Source organism: uncultured Chloroflexus sp., assembly GCF_937129525.1.
Classification (GTDB): Bacteria; Chloroflexota; Chloroflexia; order Chloroflexales; family Chloroflexaceae; genus Chloroflexus.
On record NZ_CAKZNK010000065.1, the window covers coordinates 1 to 21,150 of the forward strand.

Below are 21,150 nucleotides of genomic sequence, written 5' to 3' on the forward strand. Positions count from 1 at the left end.
GGGTAATAACGGCCATTTGGCTGGCGTGATGGCGGTTGGTCATCAATCTCATGAAACTCACCCATCATTAGCGCGATGTGGATAGCTGACCTTTCCTCTAAACCTGCTTGCTCACCGGGAGCAATGGGTTTCCCTGGCACGTTCGTAACAACCTCCTCTTGCAAACCGTTTCCCATCTAGTCGAGCGCTGAGCAGGTGGCAGATCCGGTGAGTTCATTGCGACTCTCGCGTAAGCCGCTTCCAGCACACCTAATTGCTCTCAGCAATCGCTCGCGCTCCCAGAGGAATGACCCCATTGCGTGATTACGAGATTTCTGTAACGCTACCCAGGACGTTAATCCCGCGAACGAATTCTCTTGCTGCGTCGCTCCACTCTGCTGTGTTTATCGCGAGGAGCAGCAATCTCCCGTTGCAGCGTGAGATTCTTGCTTTGTTCCTTCCACATGCAGCGATGAGTGACGGGAGCTGCGTTTTCCAGCTTTTTGCCGTTTCTGATCGAAGTTGCCGAATCTTTTGCCAGTTTTGCGCGGTTTTATATATGCAAGGTGTTTTCGCTCCCGCTGAAAGGAGACTGCAATGAGCGACCGCGTCCTCTCAACCGCAACCGCGCGTGAATCGATTGAACGGTTTCAGCGCATCGTCCAAGGGCCTCTGTTGCAGCAGATCAGTGACCTGAACCGGGAAGGGCAGGTATTGTCAGACCCAAACAATTGGGACGGACGACTGGCGGCACAGTTTCGGGCGCACTGGGCTGAAACGCATCAGAAACTGCTTGCAATTCGGGATGCGCTTGAAGAGTTGCGCCGGCAAGTTGCGCAGATTAATCAGAACATTATGCAGGCTGGCGGGCAGTAGGCAGGACATGGCCGGTGGGAGCAAATACGCTCCTACCGGCCTGTGCGACAGCGGCAGTCAAAAAATGTTCGCCTGATCAATGTGGAGAATCGCATATGGCGCTAGCATTTCAAATCAGTCATGCCGAACTCTTATTGTTGCTGGGATTGCTGGAGTTGCCCCGCCCCTTTGCGCTTGGTCAGAGTACGCTGCCGGCGCGTCCAGTTTTGGAGGGCGCCCTGAGCGCGGCTGCGGGTAGCCTAATGGCGCGTGATTTGCTGACATTGCCAGCTCAACCCGATGGTCAACCCACACCTCACGCCGAATTAGCGGCACTGCTGCGCGTGACAGCACTGGCCGATAGCCTCCTGATTGTCGTCGGCAACTCACCGGCAAGCCTTTTCCACATCAGCCGCGCAGGTGATCGTTTTGTGTTACATCAAAGCCCGGCACCCGACGTGCATCGTTTTGAGGCGCTGACCAGCGTCGAACAAATTCCTGAAATCATGCTCAAGATTCTGGGAGAAACGGATGTTCACGAACCGGATAACGAAACGCCAGTGCTGCTGCCCGGTGAGGCTGTGCTGACCGCCTTCAATGCGCTCCAGCAAAACGATGTGAATATGGCAATGTGGGCTTTGCAACAACGCAGCAATCGACCAGAAGCGGCGCGCGCGCTGGTTGAAGCAATTGGACCAAAACCAACTCGCTACGCCCTGGCCGCAATCCGGCAGATACGCGATCCACAATCTGAAGCTCGTGGAGCATTGGTGATCACCGGACGCCAGGGCAGTTGGTGGGCTGCACAAGCGCCAGATCAAAGTGATCTGCTGGCATTGTGGCCGGTTGGGTGGGAAGGTCTGCGTAAACGGGTGCGGGAGTTCGGAGCGTGGATCTGTGAGGCCGCATGAACACTGTTGCTGCCATTCCCGATCAGCTATATCGGTACGCTACCGCCATCACTGGTGAGAATGAGCGGTTGCAAATCGAAGCACGGGCATTAAACCAGGCTCTCGACCGATTCAGCAGTCGTTGCCGCGAGTATTCGGTTCCGGCAATCAGTGGCTTGAGCGCAGCGCTATTCGCTCACTGTCGCGCTATCGGCGAACTGGCAACCTGGGCACGGAGTATCGCCGATCGGTTTGCAACTGCCGATAGCGGGATGTTGAGCGGCAGAAATTACGCTCAAATGCTCATCGCGATGAGAGCAGGTCTGGCAAACCACCAGGTTGCGCGTCACTATCCGGGCTGGCTGCGTTTCGATCTCGGCGCGCGACTGGCGTGGCGCCTGATCTGGGAGGTACGCGCCCCGCGATTGACATGGTCGCTCATCAGCCTGAGTCGGCAGATCGCAGCTCGATTAGCAGCGAATTGGCTGAGCAGGATTGTTCTGCCATTCAGCCGGAACAGGATGAGCGCCATCTGGCCTTTCATCCGTTCTATGTTGGAAGCTCATCGTCAATGGCCAACACAAATCGGTTTGACTGCAATCATCCCCTGGCTCCCATGGCAGACAATGCTTATGCCGATTGGCAATCAACTATGGCGTGATCGGGTTTTGGTTCGGCTCCAGGCGATGGCAACCTCGATCGCATCACCCCTTATCAATGTAAGCTGGATGGCGCGCTTTACACCCACTTTGTTTGGGCCGTTAAGCGGATTTGTAGCGGCGCCGTCATTTCTGAGCGCACCGACAGGAATACCGCACACGCTCTTGCAACAGATTGTCGACCGATGCGTTGCGCTCGGATCAAGGGGCGCCAGTGCGATCTGGCACTATTATCAACAACGGCTGTTGCTTCAGTCACTACCCTGGCTATTATTGCTGCCCAATCGTGAGCAAAGCTGGCAACTCCTCCATCAAAGCATCTTGCTGAGCGGCAATATTGCCACCAGACAGCCGAGTCTATCGACTAATCTATTGACGTGGTTTCTTACCGGCGCGCAGATCGGAGGGGTAGTCGGTCTGGTCAGTGGACCGAGGCTGAAAGAACTGACTGCCGATCCAGCCAATGTACTGGCTACACTGGAAAGCGGCCTCTGGTTCGATAGTTTCCGTCATCTTTCACTGGACGATATGAGGGAACACGCCATTCGCCTCGAACAGCTCAACCGCAGCGCGCGAACTGCGCTCTTCCTTGGCCCGCTCACCCGACCGACAACCGGGCCAGACGCGGAACCAGATGGTCAGGCCACTGCCATCGCGGTCTTCCCACCACTCGAACGTCAGGTCAATCCAGGTCAACCCTACCGGATCACGCCAGCCGCACTGCAAGCGAATGCGCACGGATTGATTAGTCCATATTTCGGCGAGGAGGTGCGAGCAGCGCGAGTTGGCGAAAAAGAGTACGCAGTCGGCATCAGCGGTTTGAATCTCGACAATATGGCATACGGAACCAATGGTGTCGTTTCGGTAATTGAAACGGCAAGGGGTGTTGAACGAATTGAACACAATGCCTACTACCAAACCGTGCGTGAGCGGGTCTTGCGCGTGATCGATCAGTTACCGCCAGGCAGTTTGCTGCATCTGACCGGTCACAGTATGGGTGGGGGAATGTGCATTCTGCTAAGCAACGATCCACAAATACAACAGGCACTGAGCCAGGGCAACATTCGGCTAGTCAGCGTCACAACGCTGGGAGCAGTGCGCCCACAGGGAGAATGGGATGACGTGCCGCAGATGATCAATCATCAACCGGTTATCGCGCGTCATTATGTCGATAGTGATGATGCTCTGTCCAAAGCGGTCGGCGCTGGTCACGATAACGAGCGCTATCGTTTGACGGTATACGAGATCAACAATAACCGGGTTGATCAGCCGACCATTGCGCACAGCGCTTACGAGAGCTTTGATTACTCGCAGTTTCCGGAAGCGGCGCAGACGATGCCGTTTATGATCGATCCAAACCATTTCGAATTATTGCGAGTCCCAACAGGGACAGAACTAACACCGGTTGATCTGGAATGGTTCCAGGAACCTCCGCTTTTTGCGTAGACAAATTTGAGGCAACCCAACATGTAGCGAGACAGGCATTTCTCTGCCGGTGTCTGGACTATTTCGAGTTGTTGAGATGTTGCCGGTGTCAGAACCTGACATCGGGAAAACCGGAACGGTTCCAGAAACTATCGTGTTCAGTATAGCAGGAGACAGGCTATGAGTCGGCCTGATGTATGGTGGGACTGGCACGCCGCCGATGAAGCAGTTGGCGCACTGCGCCGCATAGCAGACGCACTTGATACTGCTGCCACTCAGCGCGCTCGCATAGCCGATGAACTACTGGCAGGACTGGCAGGGCCGCGTAAGAGCGAATGGACTGCGCGCCATGCAGCTATCCAATCGGAAGCGACTCAGCTTCGTGAACAGTGTTTGCGCGCAGCGCAAGCGATTACACAAGTCAGTGCGCGCGCCCGCGCAGATCAAGATCGGATCAACCGGGAGCGGCTCGCCCATCAACAGGCAGCGAAATATGGCGGACAACAGTAGCACTTTCAACCGTCCACCGCGTCTGCGCCCGCGCTGGAGCGCAGAAACAGTCGATTTGCCGGCTCCACCTGCGCCGTTATCGCCCCAAACCAATACCGTATGGCTGCAAGCGATCCTGCCCATCATTGCGGCGCTACTCTTCGGTGCGAGTGCGCTGGCAGGTTATGGTTCGTGGCTGGCGGCGTTACCGGCGCTCATTCTGGCGGTCTTGAGCAGCGGGGCAACCCTGATCTACGAACGCAACAATCGGCGGCGCAGTGTTAAAGATTTTGCAGAACAACAGGCGCTCTTCGCCGATCGGCTGGCCGCAGCGCGATCGCGTTTACGCCGCCTACACGAGGAGGAACGAGCCGCCCGTCGCTACCTTGCTCCTGATCCGGCTGAACTACTGCGGATTGCTGGAGCTGACGGCAGACCACGAGCGCCAGAACCGCGGCTGTGGGAACGACGATTGAGCGATGACGATGCCCTCGATCTACGCCTGGGCAGCGGCGCGATGCCGGCATCGAGCCGGGCAGTTGTGACGCCGAATACTCCGGCTGATCGTCGGATTGATCAGATCATTGCTGAGCATAGCACCTTGCATCAGGTACCCATCTGCTTGCCGCTCCTTCACCTCGGATCACTTGGGATTGCCGGATCGCGCCCGGCAGTATTAGGTCTGGTATACGCAATGCTGGCGCAGGCTGCCACACTGCATGCCCCCACTGAATTGCGTATCGCCCTGATTGCGACCACCAATGCTATTGCCGACTGGCAGTGGATCGCGCGTCTGCCACACAGCCAGACTCCCGGCGAGATGCAGATTGGGCGAGTGCTGGCAGCCGCTGAACCGGCTGCGATTGAGCGTCTGTTGACCTTCTTGCTTGATGAGTTGAGTCGGCGACGAGAAACTACATCGTCCAATCCATTGCCAATCATCATTGTGGTTGACAGCGCTGCGCTTGTCACCAGACATACCGCGCTTGGTCAACTCTTACGTGATGGCGGCAGATACGGTCTGATAGTTGTGGTCTTGACCGACGACTGGGCAAATGTGCCCGATCACTGCGCAGCAGTGGTTGAGGTCGATCAGCGCATGGGACGCTGGATGCGAGCGGGTGAAGCATGGCCTACAACTCCCTTCCAGCCAGATCTGCTCGAGCGCGCCGATATTGAACGGCTTGCCAGCCGACTGGCAACCATCCGCCTCAATGAGATTGGGTCTGGTCTGCACTTGCCGCGCCATGTGCGATTGCTCGATCTGCTGGATTTACCGGCTGGTGATGGGCATTCGATCCCGGCAGGCTGGCTGCAACAACCGACGAGTAGCTGGCACCCTGAAGTGCCGATCGGCGTAATGGGCGAATCCAAACCATGCTGGCTCAATCTCAACGAGCAGCAACATGGGCCGCATGGCATCATCGCTGGCGCGACCGGCGCGGGCAAGAGTGTCTTGCTGCAAACAATGATTGCAGCGCTTGTCATCACCCACGGCCCCGATCGACTCAACCTGCTGCTGATCGACTTCAAAGGCGGCGCAGCGCTGGCACCTTTTGCCAACCTTCCCCATACCACCGGCTTTGTCACCGATCTCGATGATCGACTGGCAACGCGAGCCATTGCCGCCATCAATAGTGAACTGCGGCGACGCAAAACGATACTACGCACTGTCGCCGAACGGCATGGCATCCACGTCGAGAATATTGCCGATTATCGCGCGCTGGCCCGTCAACACCCGCTGGAACCATTGCCCAATTTGCTCATCGTTCTGGATGAATTTGATGAAATGGCCCGTAGTTGCCCCGATTTTGTCAGCGCGCTGGTGCGCGTTGTCAAGCAAGGTCGATCACTAGGGGTACATCTCTTGATTGCCACCCAGCAACCAGGTCGGGTTGTCAGCGATGAGATTCGGAGCCAGTTGAGCTACTTTATCGCGTTACGACTGGGTAGCAGCGAGGATAGCCGGGAGATGTTACAGCGCCCCGATGCCGCGTTTTTACCGCCACAACTACCCGGTCGCGCCTATGTGCGCAGCGGCGGTGAAGTGCGGCTGGTGCAGGTAGCGCGCCTCACGGCGCAGCCCGATGGACAGAGCGATCTTGAGCTGATCACGCAACGATTATGCGCTACCGGACAGAGATTTCTTGCGACGCTCAACTGGCAACCACCGTCAATCTGGCAACCACCTCTTTCACCCCGACTCACGCTTACTGCGCCAACCACCGGTTTGGAAGTGGCAATTGGCCTTCTTGACATACCGCAGCAGAGCCGGCAAACACCGCTACTTATCCATCTGCAGAACGGACACCTGGCCCTATTCGGCGGACCGGCCAGTGGCAAGAGCGTGGCGCTACTCCGGATTGTGCTGGATCTCGCGGCACGGATGTCGCCTGAACAGCTCTGGTGCTATGTTATCGATGGCGACGGCTATCTACTCAATTTGCTGGCCGATCTGCCCCACATTGGCGCAATAGTGCGACCTTTCGAGCGCGAAGCGCTACAGGCGCTGTTTCGCCAACTGGAACACCTCTTGCGTGAACGACGCACTCGTATGACCGCCGGTCAGTCACCAGGGCCGCCGGTGTTGTTGATCATCGACCGGCTGGCGGTAGTGCGTGATGAATTGCGTGACGCTTATGGCGAAAGCGATCTGACCGAACTGGTGCGCCTTGCCCGTAACGGACGTGATCTTGGACTCCACCTCATCATCAGTGCCGAACGACCGGCAGATCTCCCGCATCGACTGGCAATGCAGTTCGAGCAACGACTGGCATTGCGCATGACCGAGCTGAATGACTATGCCGAGGTTTTCGGACAACGACCACCGGCTCACCTGCCACCGGCAACCCCAGGTCGCGGTTACTGGCTGCACCCCGATGAGGGCTTGTTAGAAGTGCAGATTGCCCTACCCGCTGGAATGAATGAAACCCAGGATGAGCGTGAGCTGGCGAGAGCAATTCGGATGCAAACGGCAACTCTGGCTGCGGCGACACCAGCGTCTAACGCAGGCCCACCATCGCTGGCGCTGCTTCCAGAACATGTATCGAAAACAAAGCTCCCGCCGGGCAAACAACTTGAGCGCGCGCTCATCCTTCCATGCGGCTGGGCCATTGAGCCTCCTGGCCCAGCCACGCTTCGCCTCAGCCCGGAAACGCCACACGCCCTGCTAATCGGCCCACGACGTAGCGGTAAAAGCACGACTCTCATTACGCTGGCGCAGATCGCAGCCGGCGTATCGCCTCCTATCCAACTGATCATTGTGGATGGGCCGCGCCGGAGTCTCAGTCGGCTGCAAACGCTTACGCCAACCGCGCGCTACGTTGCCGACGAAACCAGCATTACCGCACTGAATGATGAATTTATGGACCTACGACGCAAAGCAGACCGTAAGTATCTGCTAATTATTGACGACTATCATCTCTGCCGTGAACGCTGGCGCGATCACTTTACCCAAAATTACAGCACCACACCTAACCTGTTCAGTCAGCTCGTCGAACTGGCTCAAACCGGCGACGAATCGTTGCATCTATTCGTTAGCGCCGGTATCAGCTATGCTGACGACCAGTTGTTGCGCGCACTCGATGGCGCGCGGAGCGGAATCGTACTCTGGCCGGGCCGCTATGATACCGGCACCCGCTTGCTCGGCCTAAACCTGCCGTTAACCGATCAGCGCCAGCTTGAACAACCACCAGGCCGGGCACTGCTGGTAAATGGGGATGATGAGCCGCAGATGATCCAGCTTGCTGGGGAATGAACGAACCGTCTGCCACAACGGTACCTGCCGGCTGAACACGTGATGAGCGGCAAATGCGCAATCTGCAAGGGGGTAACCATCGCGTTGTTTACCGCCTGGCGCGGTAGCGCCCGGCGCAAAATAGCTTGCGAGGAGAGCACCTTCTTGAGCATATTCCTCGCAACCGGGGTCACACCTGTCGTTAGCCGGTAATCTGGTTCGCGTCCCGCACAGTGAACGAACCGTCTGCCACAACGGTACCTGCCGGCTGAACACGTGATGAGCGGCAAATGCGCAATCTGCAAGGGGGTAACCATCGCGTTGTTTACCGCCTGGCGCGGTAGCGCCCGGCGCAAAATAGCTTGCGAGGAGAGCACCTTCTTGAGCATATTCCTCGCAACCGGGGTCACACCTGTCGTTAGCCGGTAATCTGGTTCGCGTCCCGCACAGTGAACGAACTGTCTGCCACAACGGTACCTGCCGGCTGAACACGTGATGAGCGGCAAATGCGCAATCCGCAAGGCAGGCAACACATAATTGAATAACGTTGCTTGCTACCCTACGCGGTAGCGCGCAGGTTGCTAGACGGCTTGCGCGGGCAACTTCTTCGTTGCCCGCATTCGCTGGATCCATTGTCGGCAACCCACATCACGCTGCGCACTAGCCGGCAACATGTTGCGCGTCTTGAACATAGAGGTTCCGCCAGGTTTCAGGCCTTATCTGGCCTGAGGTGAATGAGCAATGCGAGAACGCATTTGATTGAGATCGGTGCAAACCCGGTGGTGACGAATGCCTATCGGCTTGTTGCCAGCCATAGGAAGACTGACTGCTCGCCAGCGAACAACGCCGCAAGACTGTCCCACAGGCCCGGAACGGCACTTCATCTGTCGTGTAACGAATCCCTGGCAAAGCGTAGCGACTGGCGCTTGCTACCTGTCTGAGACGCGGTATTGTTATCAGCACGTAGCTGCCTGAGCCACAGACAATCAGTTTGACATGACGTAACAATCATGGTACATTTCGGTCAATCTGTGCCGTATATCACAAGCGGTTTGATCAATGACCAGACAGCAAGGAGTGCGCCGTGAGCGAACCTCTGGGAAGCACCCAGCGACCGTTGCGCGTTGCAATCATTGGCGCCGGTCCAGCCGGTTTTTACACCGTCGAAGCTCTGCTAAAGCAGAAAGACCTTGTATGCCAGATTGACATCTTCAACCGGTTCCCTACGCCATATGGTCTGGTACGTGAAGGAGTGGCCCCCGATCACCAATCAATCAAGGCCGTCACCCGCATTTACGATAAACTGGCTTCGCATGAACGGGTGCGCTATTTCGGCAACGTGACGTTTGGAATTGATCTCACTCACGCCGATCTGCGCAACTACTACGATCAGATTGTCTACGCGGTTGGAGCGCAGTCAGATCGGCGTATGGGTATTCCCGGCGAGGATCTGTTTGGCAGTATGCCGGCAACCGCCTTTGTCGGCTGGTATAATGGGCGGCCTGATTATCGCGATCTCAACGTCGATCTGAACGTTGAACGAGTGGTGGTAGTTGGCAATGGCAATGTGGCGATGGATGTTACCCGCATCCTGGTGACCGATCCTGATGAATTGGCCAAGACCGACATTGCCGATCACGCACTGGCTGCACTGCGGCAAAGCAAGGTTCGGGAAGTGGTTATGTTGGGTCGGCGCGGGCCAGTTCAGGCCGCCTTCACCAACCCCGAATTGAAGGAATTCGGCGAATTGAAAGGGGTTGATGTTATTGTCGATCCGGCTGATCTTGAGCTTGATCCGCTGAGTGAAGCGGAGATGGCCAAAGACAAGACTGCGGCGAAAAATGTGGAAATGCTGCGCGAATTTGCAGCGCGCGGCGATACCGGCGCGCCACGACGGATTGTTATGCGATTCCTCGTTTCGCCGATTGCCATTCACGGGATGGATGGCCGGGTTACCGGTGTGACAATTGAACGCAACCGGCTGGTTCAGGCTGCCGATGGCAGTTTACGTCCGCGTGGCACCGGCGTGACCGAAGAATTGAGCTGCGGTATGGTATTGCGCTCAGTCGGTTATCGCGGCGAACCGTTACCCGACGTGCCATTCGATGAAGCAAGTGGCACCATCCCCAATCGTGACGGTCGAGTGCTGGATGGACCCAACGGCGAACCGATTCCCGGAGAGTACGTAGTTGGCTGGATTAAGCGCGGCCCATCGGGCGTGATCGGCACGAATAAACCCGATGCGGTAGCTACAGTCAACAGTATGCTGGCCGATCTGCCCAACCTCACCGGCGCGCCTCAGAGCGGCGATATTGCAGATCTTTTGCGCGAGCGCGGCGTTGATTTCGTGTCTTATGCCGATTGGCAGCGGCTTAACGAGTATGAGACAGCGCAGGGCACCGCGCAGGGCCGACCGCGGGTGAAGGTCACGCGGGTCGAAGAGATGATGGAAATCATTCGCGCCGGTCGCTGATGCGTATTGTGATGATCGCGCCCTTCGGCATTCGACCGAAGGGCACATTACTCGCCCGCATGTTGCCACTGGCGCAGGCATTGCACCAGCGCGGCCACACCATAACCATTGTCGCTCCGCCGGTGCATAACCCGGTCGATGGCGGCACGACGCGAGTCTACGATGGTGTTGCGGTAACCCATACGACTGCGCCGCCTGTTGGCGGCCCGCCGGCGGCTCTCTGGCATACGCTTGCGCTCTGGCAAACAGTGCGACGAGCGCAAGCAGATCTTATTCATCTCTTCAAGCCGAAGGGATTTGGCGGGCTGACAGTGCTGGCCCGTGGTCGCGTGCCACTGGTCGTCGATTGCGACGACTGGGAAGGGCCAGGTGGATGGAATGACCTGCTGCCATATCCGCCACCGGCTAAAGCGCTCTTTGCCTGGCAGGAACGCGATTTACCTCGCCGCGCCGACGCGGTGACTGTTGTTTCCCGCGCGCTTGAAACGCTGGTTTGGGCAATGGGAGTGTCGCCACAGCGTGTTTTCTACCTCCCCAACGGCGCGTGGCAGATGGAAGTACCGCCACCATCGCCGTCGCCACATCCAACCATTGTTCTCTATACCCGATTTTGGGAACTAGACCTGGCAGAGGTAGCGGCAGTACTGACTTCTGTTTACCATCAACGCCCCGATACCCGTCTGCTGATCATCGGTAAAGGTGAACGAGGCGAAGAACAACATTTGCTGACCCTTGCAACAGCACAGGGTTGGGCTGCAATGATCGATTATCGCGGCTGGCAGGAACCAACCGCAATTCCCCGGTTGCTGGCCAGCGCTGATGTGGCGATTGCGCCGATTCGCGATACGCTTATCAATCGCGCGCGCGGTATGGCCAAGCTGACAGAGCTGATGGCTGCCGGCCTGCCGATTGTTGCGAGTGATGTGGGCACAGCGCGCGACTATCTCGCGCCTGCTGCCGGTATCCTCGTTCCACCGGGTGATGCCACAGCGTTTGCTACCGCCGTCATTCACCTGCTCGATGATGCCGACGCGCGCGTCCGCTTGCGCTCAGCAGCGCTCGCTGCGGCGCATCGCCTGCGCTGGGACAACCTGGCGCCTATCGCTGAAGCAGCCTATCAGCAGGCCTGCGCGCGATCATAACGTCCGGAAGCATGGTATCATTGCATATACTTGTAAAGACTATGTTCTACGTTTTCTGTCATTTTCTATGGCAAACCATCCAACCGGACGAATCCTGGTCATTGATGATACTGAATATAATCGACATCTGATCGAGCGTCAGCTTAGCCTGAGCGGCTACACCGTAGTCACGGCTATACATGGCCGACAAGGTTTAGAATACCTCCAGCGACAGCCATTCGACACCATTCTGCTCGACCTCATGATGCCAGAAATGGATGGTTTCGCCGTCCTCGAGCAGATCAAACGTGATCCACAATTACGCCATATCCCGGTGGTCGTCATTTCAGCGCTCGATGAGATTGAGGACATCGTGCGTTGTATCGAGGCCGGAGCCGAGGATTATCTAACCAAACCGATCAATACGACCTTACTGCACGCCAGGATCCACGCCTGCCTGGAACGTAAATGGCTGCGTGATCAAGAACAGTCTCGCTTGAAAGCTCTTCAGTACGAACTTGAGCTAGGACGACGGATGCAGGCTGATTTTTTGCCGGCAAGATTGCCTCACATTCCCAACTGGGAAATAAGGGCAACATTCGTGACCGTGCGTGAGGTAGCCGGTGATTTTTATGATGTCTTCGTCTTGCCTGATCGGCGAATTGCCTGTTTTCTGGGGGATGTTTGTGACAAGGGAGTGGGAGCGGCGCTCTTTATGGCGCTCACCCGATCACTGTTACGCGCCTTTATCGAGCAACTGGCGACCGTCAGTGCCGATCCGCTTCGCGCTGTGGCGATGACCAACGACTATATCGCTCGCCATCACCACACAAAGCGCACGTTCTCGACAATTTTTTGCGCCGTCATCGACCCGTCTGGCGGCGTGATGCACTATATCAATGCCGGTCATCCCTCTCCCTTTATCTTGCGCGCCGACGGGAGTGTCGAAATGCTATCGCTCGGCGGGCCGGCGATAGGCTGGATAGCCAATGCCTGCTTTACCGTTGATACGGTTTCGATCGGGTGTGGCGATACTCTCTTCCTTTATACTGATGGCATCACGGAAGCGCGCACATCAGTCGGCGAGCTATTCGGCGAAGAGCGGCTGTTAACAGCCCTACAACAGGCAGCCAACAACACCGCTCTTCGTCTGGAGACCGTCCGGCAAACTGTATTGGAGTATAGTGGTCGCCAACAGCCAGAGGATGATCTGACAATGCTGGCGATCTATCGAAGTGAGAACTGCTGATCGCGCAATCCTATTCTACTTCCACTTCCAACGCTACCGCTTCACCACCACCCAGACAGAGCGCTGCAATTCCCCGCTTCCCACCGCGTTGCCGTAACGCCGAGATGAGTGTTACCAGCACACGCGCCCCACTGGCACCGATGGGATGACCAAGGGCAATGGCGCCGCCATAGACATTCACCCGATCGGCGTCAAGACTCAGGGCGCGAAGATTGGCAATCACTTGAGCAGCAAATGCTTCGTTGATTTCAAACAGATCGTAATCATCGAATGAGCGTCCGGCCCGCTTCATGAGTCGTTCAATGGCAAACGCTGGCGCGGTAAAAAGTTCGAGAGGCTTGACAGCAGCCTGGGCGGCCACGCCGATGCGAGCCAGCGGTTGTAATCCCAACTGAGCAGCCCGACTCGCCGTCATCAACACAACGGCAGCAGCTCCATCGGTAATACCGGGCGCATTGCCTGCGGTGACTGTGCCATCGGCGACAAATACCGGCTTGAGTTTGGCCAGCGCTGCCAGTGAGGTATCACGTCGCGGCCCTTCATCGACCGTCACCAGATTGGTTTGACCCTTCGGACCTGGAACGGTAACCGGCGCAATCTCCTCTTGAAATGCGCCGCTATCCTGGGCAGCAACAGCGCGTTGATGGGATTGTAGCGCATACATGTCTTGCTGCTCGCGAGTCACGTGAAACGCGCGCGCAATCCATTCGGCGGCAACGCCCATGTGGTGATTTTCGAAAGCGCACCAGAGGCCGTCATGGACGACGGCATCAATGATCTGGCCGTGACCAAGCCGGTAACCGTGGCGCGCCTGCGGCAGCAGATACGGACCACCACTCATGTGCTCCATTCCACCGGCCACGACAACTTCAGCCTCGCCAGCTTTGATCAGCGCTGTGCCGACCATCACGGCCTTAAGGCCACTCCCGCAAACCTTATTTACCGTCAAGCCGCCAACACTCTCCGGTAAACCTCCGCGCAACGCAGCCTGACGCGCTGGCGATTGCCCAAGCCCGGCAGTCACAACACAACCCATAATACATTCATCAACCATTGCCGGTTCGATCCCGGCTCGCTGCACAGCAGCCTGCACGGCGGTTGCGCCGAGATCAATCGCGGTCAGGCCGCTATACGCGCTGTTGAAGCGTCCAATCGGCGTGCGAGCTGCCCCTACGATGACAACATCGTCCATACGTTGTTCCCTCACGGTGCAAGGTGGTGTGGCTGCGACCACAGCCTCTGACATAACGATACCGGATATTATAACGGGCAATGTCTCAGCGTATCAAGCCGCGTAATTGCCGGTACAGCCGAAGTGTGCCGCTGCCGTTATCGTACCCGGGCGGCAACCAGGCCGGCTGGCGCAAGAGCCATAGTCCGGCCTGGATCATTGGCGGACGAGCCGTTGGTCGGGTGGGATCGGGTAAGAGCGTTACGGAATGGAGCGTAATCTTGCTCGCCAGTTCAGGCAGCACTTTACACACCGCGCTTTGCAAAGTTGCAACCAGCTCAGGGGCTGGCTGCCGTTCACCATTCTGGATCGATACCGGGTCATCAAGCCGTAATCGTAACATTACGGAGAGACGCCAGGATGCAGAGTGGTTATCAGATGGGGTCAGACTCACAATGACCGGCACCGGCTCTCCGGCAACAATGTGATACCACGGTAGACCGGAAGGCAACTGTGCCTCCTCTACCGTAAGGGCACCAATTGCCAGCATAGGTGGCGACTCCAGGCGCCGACTTATCAACGGCCAGCCCGCCGGCCCAAGCACAACTACGCGCCCGGCAACTTCGCTACCGCTCTTTAATCGCACACCACGCACACCGGTTGGATCGGCAAGCAGTTCTACCACCTGATGATGGGCAGACCATTCACCACCTGCCCGAATCAGGGCATCGGTAAAAATGTGGGTGAGCGTATCGCCATGACCGACAAGCGTTTCATGAGGTGGCAGCAAAGCAATGCTCCCGGCAGCCCACGAACAATGATCACTGACCGGCAGGCCATGAGCAAGCAGAATCGTATCGACAAACGCGCGCAGAGTCAGATCAACGAGATCATAACGTCTGAACATATCGCCAACGGTGAGCCGTTGCTGGCGCCATACCTGCAAACCGGTTAGCGGATCGAATTGCGCCGCCAGCCGTAACGCCGCTGCCGCTGCCGTTTCCTGCACTTGCCAGAAACGCTCTGCCGCATCACGCTGAATCGGAAAGAGAGCCCGACGCAATCGTCGCCATTGACCGGCGTCAGCCGGGATGTCGATAATTTGCTGCGCGAAATGCATGCGCCAGGCCGGTTCGCGCCGTGCCACCGGTAGATGCGCGCCTGCATAGGCAGCAATCCGGGCATACGGCCCATCGCTAAGGCCAGACTGGAGTGGTGGCAAACAGTGAAACCTGTTCCGATCTTCAGAAGCATCAGCGTTCGATTCACCGATACCGGCCAGCAGCACAGCATAACCATCACGGGCCAATAAAGCAGCCAGCGCAGCCTCAGCAGCGGACACCCCGACGACGATAAAGTCAAATCGTTCTCTCATAATCACATATCCGCTTCTCGCTGGAATTCCTCATCCGCCCGTCTCATACAGGCGGATAACCACAATCAAGAGCATCAACAGAATGCCAGCGTAAACGAACCCAACCACTCGCGGCGCGCGCGCGCGCAACGCTACCGCCGCTGCCGGGATCAGTCCAACGGCTACTACACCGTAAAAGAGGTGTAATGCCATTCGCATCGGATCGACGTACCAGAGCAAAGGGATACCAATCAGCGCCTGCGCTACGATCAGCAACTGCAAAATACCACTCAGAGGTTGCATGCCACCCCGATTGCGCCATGCCACTATCAGCGCCCACAGCAGGCTTGCCACGATCACGATGATGATTGTCAGTTGTAATCGGCTATGTAAGGCAAAGAGTCGCTCCATAACAGAGCCATTGTAGCACGTCAGCAAACGGAACGACATGCGGTATACTGAGCCGGAGATGGATCGACCATCCTGAAAATCCTTCCCCGGAGTATTATGTCAACAATTGGCTTAACCGAATGCCTCATCATCTTGCTATTGGTCGCAATTGTAGCTGCAATTGCCTTCAGAGCTGGATTGGCTCGCGGTCGGCGAAAATAGTAAACCGGCAGAGATGTGTCGGTTCAGATGAAACAATCATCAGCAATCGGTAATCACCTGATTGCTCTCGTCGGATTATGGCAACTGCTTCTACAGATCGTACCAATCACGAGCGCAAGCTATGGGTATCGTATACGGATTGATCGCTGCGCTGAGCTGGGGCACAGGCGACTTTCTCATCAGCCGCGCAACCCGGCAGATCGGCTGGCAATGGGCCTTGCTCTGCGGACAACTTGTCGGCATTGTTGCCATCGGGCTGGTGATTACTGTCCGTGGCGATCCGATGCCATCGTGGGGACCGGCCTGGCTGAACGCGATTGCCGTTAACCTGCTCAACCTGCTCGGAACACTGCTCTTGTATCGGGCCTTTGCCATTGGCACTTTAGCGATCGTTTCGCCAATTGCAGCCGGTTTTGCCGCTGTCACAGCGATGCTTGCCGTACTTGGAGGCGAGCAAATCGAGCTGTTGACACTCTCTGGAGCCGGCCTTGTCATCGGTGGGGTCATGGTTGTATCCCGCGGCAAGAGCGAAACGGACGTTAACCTGCGCGGCGTTCCCGAAGCGATTGGCGTAGCGATCAGCTTTGGTCTCTTCTTCTGGCTGCTCAAAGATGTGACTGCTACCTTCGGCATTGCCTGGCCTGTCCTGATCGGAAGGGTCTTAACTGCCATCGCAGCGGTGACTGTGCTCATGCTTGCCCGACCGGCCCCACCTCAGTGGCGCCGACTACCGCTCCACTTCATCATCGGGGCAAGCATGCTCGATACGCTGGCGTTCCTTGCTTACAATACCGGTATCGCTACGGCCTATGTCAGCGTGGTGACGGCGCTGGCTTCCATCTTCAGCGCCGTCACCGTCATTCTGGCCTGGTTGGTATTGCGCGAACAACTGGCGCGCAGTCAATGGTTGGGAGTCATCGGCATTCTGGTCGGTGTGTTGCTAGTTAGTCTGACCTGACAGTGTGTTATAGCTATTCAATGGGGAGCAAGAAGCATCGCTTTTAACAACACATAGCAAATGTTTATGGCCGAGGATCATTGGTTATCGGCGTGTGGTATGATTCCGGTAGTATCGGACTGGCAACCAGTAGTATTCAGGCGCGCCACGAGAAAGGAGCCCCTCAATGACCTATCCGCAGCCACCCGACGATTACGGTCGCTACCAGCCCGATCAGCCTTACCCGCCACCGCCTCAACAGCCCTATCAGCCCTATCAGATTCAGTATCAGCCACCACCGGGAGCAGGGTATGGAAGTCCTGCCAAACCGGGCGCTGTGCTCACCATCGCCATCATGGCGATTATCGACGCAGTTATCAGTGGCTTGAGCGGTATTGTCTGGATTCTCACCATCTGTGGCGCGCCGCTAGGCATTTATTCAATTGTGGTCGCTGTGCTCGCCGGGATCTATGCCTACAAACTGTTGCAAGAGCCTCCCCAGCCTCTGCAACCGAACAAGACTCTGGCCATCTTGCAAATCGTCAACATCATCACCGGCAACATCTTTTCGCTGGTGTTCGGGATCGTCAGCCTGGTGTTGTACAATCAGCCCGAAGTGCAGGCCTACTTTGCTTACCGAAACAGCGCAGCAAACTACCCAACCAACTATCAGCCACCACGTTATTGAAATATGGCTGTTGTCGCAACGATGCCGGGTTTAGCAGGTCGGGGCAGTTGCGCCTTGCGACGGCGGCCCCGACCACATCAGAAGTTTAGCATTGAACCGGGTCACGTTATTACATAGGCGCTTCAGTCCGCCAGATTTGCGCGCCGGTTGCTGGTAAACTGCTTATATCCAGCATGCCGCCGCGAATCGTTACTGTAGCGCCGGTATTCAGCTCACGCAGCATCGTGCCCTCGGCTAACCCACCGTGCCGTACCGGTAATGCCCGCAAACCATCGTCGCTGCGCCGGGCCACTATGATCAATCGTTCTTCAGGCGCTTCACGCAGGAAAGCAATCGTCTCACCCTGAGCGTAGAGCTGCTGGAAGCCGCCCCAACGTAACGCCGGCGCGTGTCGCCGTAAACGGGCCAACCGTTGCACAAATGCGCGCAGATCGTGGTCCCACTTCGCCTCGTCCCAGGGCATCGCGCGTCGGCAATCGGGATCTCCACCGCCTGCCAGCCCGATCTCGTCACCGTAGTAGACGCAGGGCACACCGGGGTAGCAGAAGAGTAGTGTCATCGCCACCCGCACCCGCGCCAGGTCATCGCCGACAATTGTCCGGATTCGCGGCGTGTCGTGACTGCCGAGCAGGTTGAATTGCTGTGTCGCCACCTGCCACGGGATCGCAGCCCGGAAGGCTGTCCATTGGGCAGCGACCGTCTCGACAGCAATCGGACGGGTATCGGCTTCGGGCCGTTGGGGGTTGAACTCAAAGCCTCCTAGCCAGCGCCAGATCGGGAAGGTAAAGCCCTGGTAGTTCATCGTGGCATCGAGTTCCTCACCCTGCAAGTGCGGCGTGCCATCAAAGAAGTGCTCGCCGAGCAGGTAGGCATCGGGCTGTTCAGCTTTGACTGCGCGGCGAATACCACGCCCGATCTTATGGCCGAGGTTGTCAGGGCCAAGACGCCCCAGCATATTGGCCACATCGATCCGCCAACCATCGATCCGGTACGGTGGTCGCAACCAACGCCGCATGATCGCGTCGTGACCGGCATACATTACTTCACGCAAGCGCACGCTACGGTAATTCAGCTTCGGCAATGTCGGCACATCCAACCAGCATTCATATTCGTCGGGATGGCGGCGAAAGGTGAAAAACTCGGCAGTTGGCGCGCGCGGATCAGCTTGAGCCGCCACAAACCACGGATGAGTCACGCCGCAATGATTGGGCACAATGTCGAGCACGAGGTTCATTGCGCGATCATCAAGCGCCTGTCGCAGGGTTAGCAACCCTTCTTCACCACCGAGATGGGGATCGATACTGGTATAGTCTTCCACATCGTATTTGTGGTTGGAAGGCGCGCGAAAGATAGGGTTCAGATAGAGCGCCGAAACACCGAGATCGGTCAGGTAATCGAGTCGTTGAGCGATACCTTGCAGATCGCCGCCAAAGAACTCGATGGGGCCAGTAGCGCGGTTGGGTAGTTCATCCCAGTGTCGGGCTACTACTGGTCGTCCCCGGTAGAGATATTCGCCATCGCGCACATTGTTAGCGGGATCACCGTCAGCAAAACGGTCAGGGAAGATCTGGTAGAAGACGGCATCGCGCACCCATACCGGCGCATGGTAGTTTGCCAGCACTACGAAATCGTTCGCATCGGTCGGGTAGTGTCGGGTTACGCCACCGGCGCTATACCAGCGCGTACCATCTTCGGCGCGTAGCAAGAAACGGTAATTGGTGCGCAACATCCGGATCGGCAGCTCACCTTCCCACCAGCGACACACCCCTTGCACACCGACATCGCGCAACGGCGTAATCTGCTGTTCGCCATCGGGACAGGTGCGCAAGAAGACACCGCTAACCGGCGCATCAGCCGCCAGTCGCAACCGAAAGACTGCCGTATCGCCTAAACGGCCACTGAAACGCAGATAGATGGGCGACCCATCGTGATGAATGCTGGATTCCCAGGAGAATGTATTCATTCCATCTGCTCCAAAGCGGCAATTGCCGCAGCCAGACGCGCCAACGCGCGTTCACGTCCCACTCCGGCTAGCGTATCAAACAGCGGTGGCGCCACACTCCGACCGGTTACCGCAACCCGGATCGCGCCGAAGAGAGGGCCTGGCTTAACCGACAATTGCTCACACAAGCCGCGCAATGTCGTTTCAAGTGCCGGCGGAGTCCAATCTGCCTGATTATTCAGCGCCTCCCAGGCTGCGCGAAGCATGGCAACCGTCTGGGCAGTATCGTGTTTTTTGGGGATGAGATCGGTCGGATTGTACGTCTCGCCCGGTTTCACGTCACGGTAGAAGAACTCGAGCAACTCTGGCGCTTCCTGTAGCTCTTCTAGCCGCTCGTGGATCAGCGGAATCAGGCGCAAAAGGTATTCCTGCTCGGTCGCCGTGGCTGGATCACCGATCAGGCCGGCCTGCTGCATAAAGGGCAAGACTCGCTCGGCCAACTGGTCGGTAGTCAGCTTACGGATGTAGATTCCATTCATATCGCGCAGCTTTTCCGGATTCCAGCGCGCCGGTGAGGGTTGAATCCGCTCAAGGGTAAAGCGAGCAATCAACTCTTCGCGAGTCATGATCTCGGTAACGCCGTCGTAGCTCCACCCTTGCAAGGCCAGGTAGTTGAGCATCGTTTCAGGCAGGTAACCACGTTCGCGGAAACGCTGCGTCGCCACATCATCTTTGCGCTTCGACAGCTTCCCTTTGCCATCGGAACGCAAGATTGCCGGTAGATGGGCAAACAATGGACGCGGCCAGCCGAAAAAGTCGTACAACAGCACGTGATACGGTGTGCTGGGCACCCATTCTTCGCCACGCATCACGAGGGTGATCTTCATCAGATAATCATCAACCAGATGCGCGAAGTGATAGACCGGCATACCGGTTGACTTGATCAGCACAATATCCTGCAACTGATCGTTTTGCACGACAATCTCATCACCCCCCCGAATCAGATCGCGAAAACGGGTTTCACCCTCTAGTGGCGTCTTCAGGCGAACGGTATACGGCTTGCCGGTCGCCGCCAGCTCACGCTGCTGTTCGAGCGGCCAGTCGCGTTCGGGACCGCGGAAGCGAAACGCCTTGATCCCGGCAGCCTCGGCAGCAGCCCGCATCTGGGCCAGCTCCTCTTCAGTGGTGAACGACATATAGGCCAGCCCGGCGGTCAGCAACTGCTCAACAAAAGGCTGGTAAATACCCAGCTCGAACCGTTCGGACTGAACATAGGGGCCATACGGGCCACCCACATCGGGGCCTTCATCCCAGTCAATACCGACCCAGCGCAATGAAACGCTGATGTCGTCGGCGGCGCCAGGCACAAAGCGCTTCTCATCGGTATCTTCGATGCGCAGAACGAACTGGCCGCCGTAATGGCGAGCGCAGAGCCAGTTGAAGAGAGCGGTGCGAACGCCGCCGATGTGCAGGTTGCCGGTCGGGCTAGGAGCAAAGCGTACCCGCACCGGCCCTTCAATTGTATGCATGAGCAACTCCTTTTGGCGCAAAATGCAGCAGCGCAATGGGT

General features: G+C 57.2%; 15 protein-coding genes. 10 read left to right on the forward strand and 5 right to left on the reverse strand.

The genetic code is table 11. The features are described 5' to 3' along the window. The first annotated feature begins 576 nt into the window (after nucleotides 1–576). The 8 genes from Q0650_RS07530 to Q0650_RS07565 all read left to right on the forward strand — a co-directional run bounded on the left by Q0650_RS07530 (nucleotide 577) and on the right by Q0650_RS07565 (nucleotide 12,876). Complete coding sequence (locus Q0650_RS07530; protein ID WP_298817493.1) at nucleotides 577–855, forward strand: WXG100 family type VII secretion target; 279 nt, start codon at nucleotides 577–579, stop codon at nucleotides 853–855. A gap of 95 nt (nucleotides 856–950) precedes the next feature. Next, on the forward strand, nucleotides 951–1,745 hold the full coding sequence (locus tag Q0650_RS07535) for a hypothetical protein (protein WP_298817496.1): 795 nt from the start codon (nucleotides 951–953) through the stop codon (nucleotides 1,743–1,745). After that, nucleotides 1,742–3,829, forward strand: coding sequence for a hypothetical protein (locus tag Q0650_RS07540; protein WP_298817499.1), 2,088 nt, complete (start codon nucleotides 1,742–1,744; stop codon nucleotides 3,827–3,829). Before Q0650_RS07535 ends, Q0650_RS07540 begins: the two co-directional genes overlap by 4 nt. 159 nt (nucleotides 3,830–3,988) lie before the next feature. Beyond that, nucleotides 3,989–4,318 (forward strand): hypothetical protein, encoded by a 330-nt coding sequence (locus tag Q0650_RS07545; RefSeq protein ID WP_298817501.1) that lies wholly within the window; start codon nucleotides 3,989–3,991, stop codon nucleotides 4,316–4,318. Next, a complete protein-coding gene (locus tag Q0650_RS07550; RefSeq protein WP_298817503.1) occupies nucleotides 4,302–8,054 on the forward strand; it encodes an FtsK/SpoIIIE domain-containing protein in 3,753 nt (1,250 codons plus the stop codon). The genes Q0650_RS07545 and Q0650_RS07550 overlap by 17 nt, the downstream gene beginning before the upstream one ends. Nucleotides 8,055–9,117: 1,063 nt before the next feature. Then, nucleotides 9,118–10,506 (forward strand): FAD-dependent oxidoreductase, encoded by a 1,389-nt coding sequence (locus tag Q0650_RS07555; RefSeq protein ID WP_298817505.1) that lies wholly within the window; start codon nucleotides 9,118–9,120, stop codon nucleotides 10,504–10,506. Between the two features lie 11 nt (nucleotides 10,507–10,517). After that, entirely contained in the window at nucleotides 10,518–11,648 is a 1,131-nt protein-coding gene (locus Q0650_RS07560; RefSeq protein WP_333691531.1) for a glycosyltransferase family 4 protein, read from the forward strand. Between the two features lie 67 nt (nucleotides 11,649–11,715). After that, nucleotides 11,716–12,876, forward strand: coding sequence for a PP2C family protein-serine/threonine phosphatase (locus Q0650_RS07565; protein WP_298817508.1), 1,161 nt, complete (start codon nucleotides 11,716–11,718; stop codon nucleotides 12,874–12,876). A 10-nt stretch (nucleotides 12,877–12,886) separates the two neighbouring features. Here the strand turns inward: Q0650_RS07565 and Q0650_RS07570 are convergent, their stop codons facing one another. The 3 genes from Q0650_RS07570 to Q0650_RS07580 form a co-directional block, all read right to left on the reverse strand. Further along, complete coding sequence (locus Q0650_RS07570; protein WP_298817509.1) at nucleotides 12,887–14,068, reverse strand: thiolase family protein; 1,182 nt, start codon at nucleotides 14,066–14,068, stop codon at nucleotides 12,887–12,889. Nucleotides 14,069–14,153: 85 nt separating this feature from the next. After that, the gene (locus Q0650_RS07575; protein WP_298817511.1) at nucleotides 14,154–15,422 is read right to left on the reverse strand and encodes a hypothetical protein; all 1,269 of its coding nucleotides are present in this window, start codon (nucleotides 15,420–15,422) and stop codon (nucleotides 14,154–14,156) included. Nucleotides 15,423–15,452: 30 nt separating this feature from the next. Next, the gene (locus Q0650_RS07580; protein ID WP_298817513.1) at nucleotides 15,453–15,812 is read right to left on the reverse strand and encodes a hypothetical protein; all 360 of its coding nucleotides are present in this window, start codon (nucleotides 15,810–15,812) and stop codon (nucleotides 15,453–15,455) included. A gap of 322 nt (nucleotides 15,813–16,134) precedes the next feature. On the opposite strand from Q0650_RS07580, the gene Q0650_RS07585 reads away from it, so the two are divergent. Together Q0650_RS07585 and Q0650_RS07590 are read left to right on the forward strand one after the other, a co-directional pair. After that, nucleotides 16,135–16,971: a DMT family transporter gene (locus Q0650_RS07585; protein WP_298817514.1), complete on the forward strand. Its 837-nt coding sequence runs from the start codon at nucleotides 16,135–16,137 to the stop codon at nucleotides 16,969–16,971. A gap of 166 nt (nucleotides 16,972–17,137) precedes the next feature. After that, nucleotides 17,138–17,638 carry a hypothetical protein gene (locus Q0650_RS07590; RefSeq protein ID WP_298817516.1) on the forward strand — a complete coding sequence of 167 codons (501 nt, stop codon included), beginning with the start codon at nucleotides 17,138–17,140 and terminating at the stop codon, nucleotides 17,636–17,638. Between the two features lie 109 nt (nucleotides 17,639–17,747). Here Q0650_RS07590 and malZ read toward each other — a convergent pair whose 3' ends face one another. Then, nucleotides 17,748–19,601: a maltodextrin glucosidase gene (malZ, locus tag Q0650_RS07595; protein ID WP_298817518.1), complete on the reverse strand. Its 1,854-nt coding sequence runs from the start codon at nucleotides 19,599–19,601 to the stop codon at nucleotides 17,748–17,750. Beyond that, nucleotides 19,598–21,109 (reverse strand): glutamate--tRNA ligase, encoded by a 1,512-nt coding sequence (gene gltX, locus Q0650_RS07600; RefSeq protein ID WP_298817520.1) that lies wholly within the window; start codon nucleotides 21,107–21,109, stop codon nucleotides 19,598–19,600. Before gltX ends, malZ begins: the two co-directional genes overlap by 4 nt. Nucleotides 21,110–21,150 lie beyond the last annotated feature (41 nt).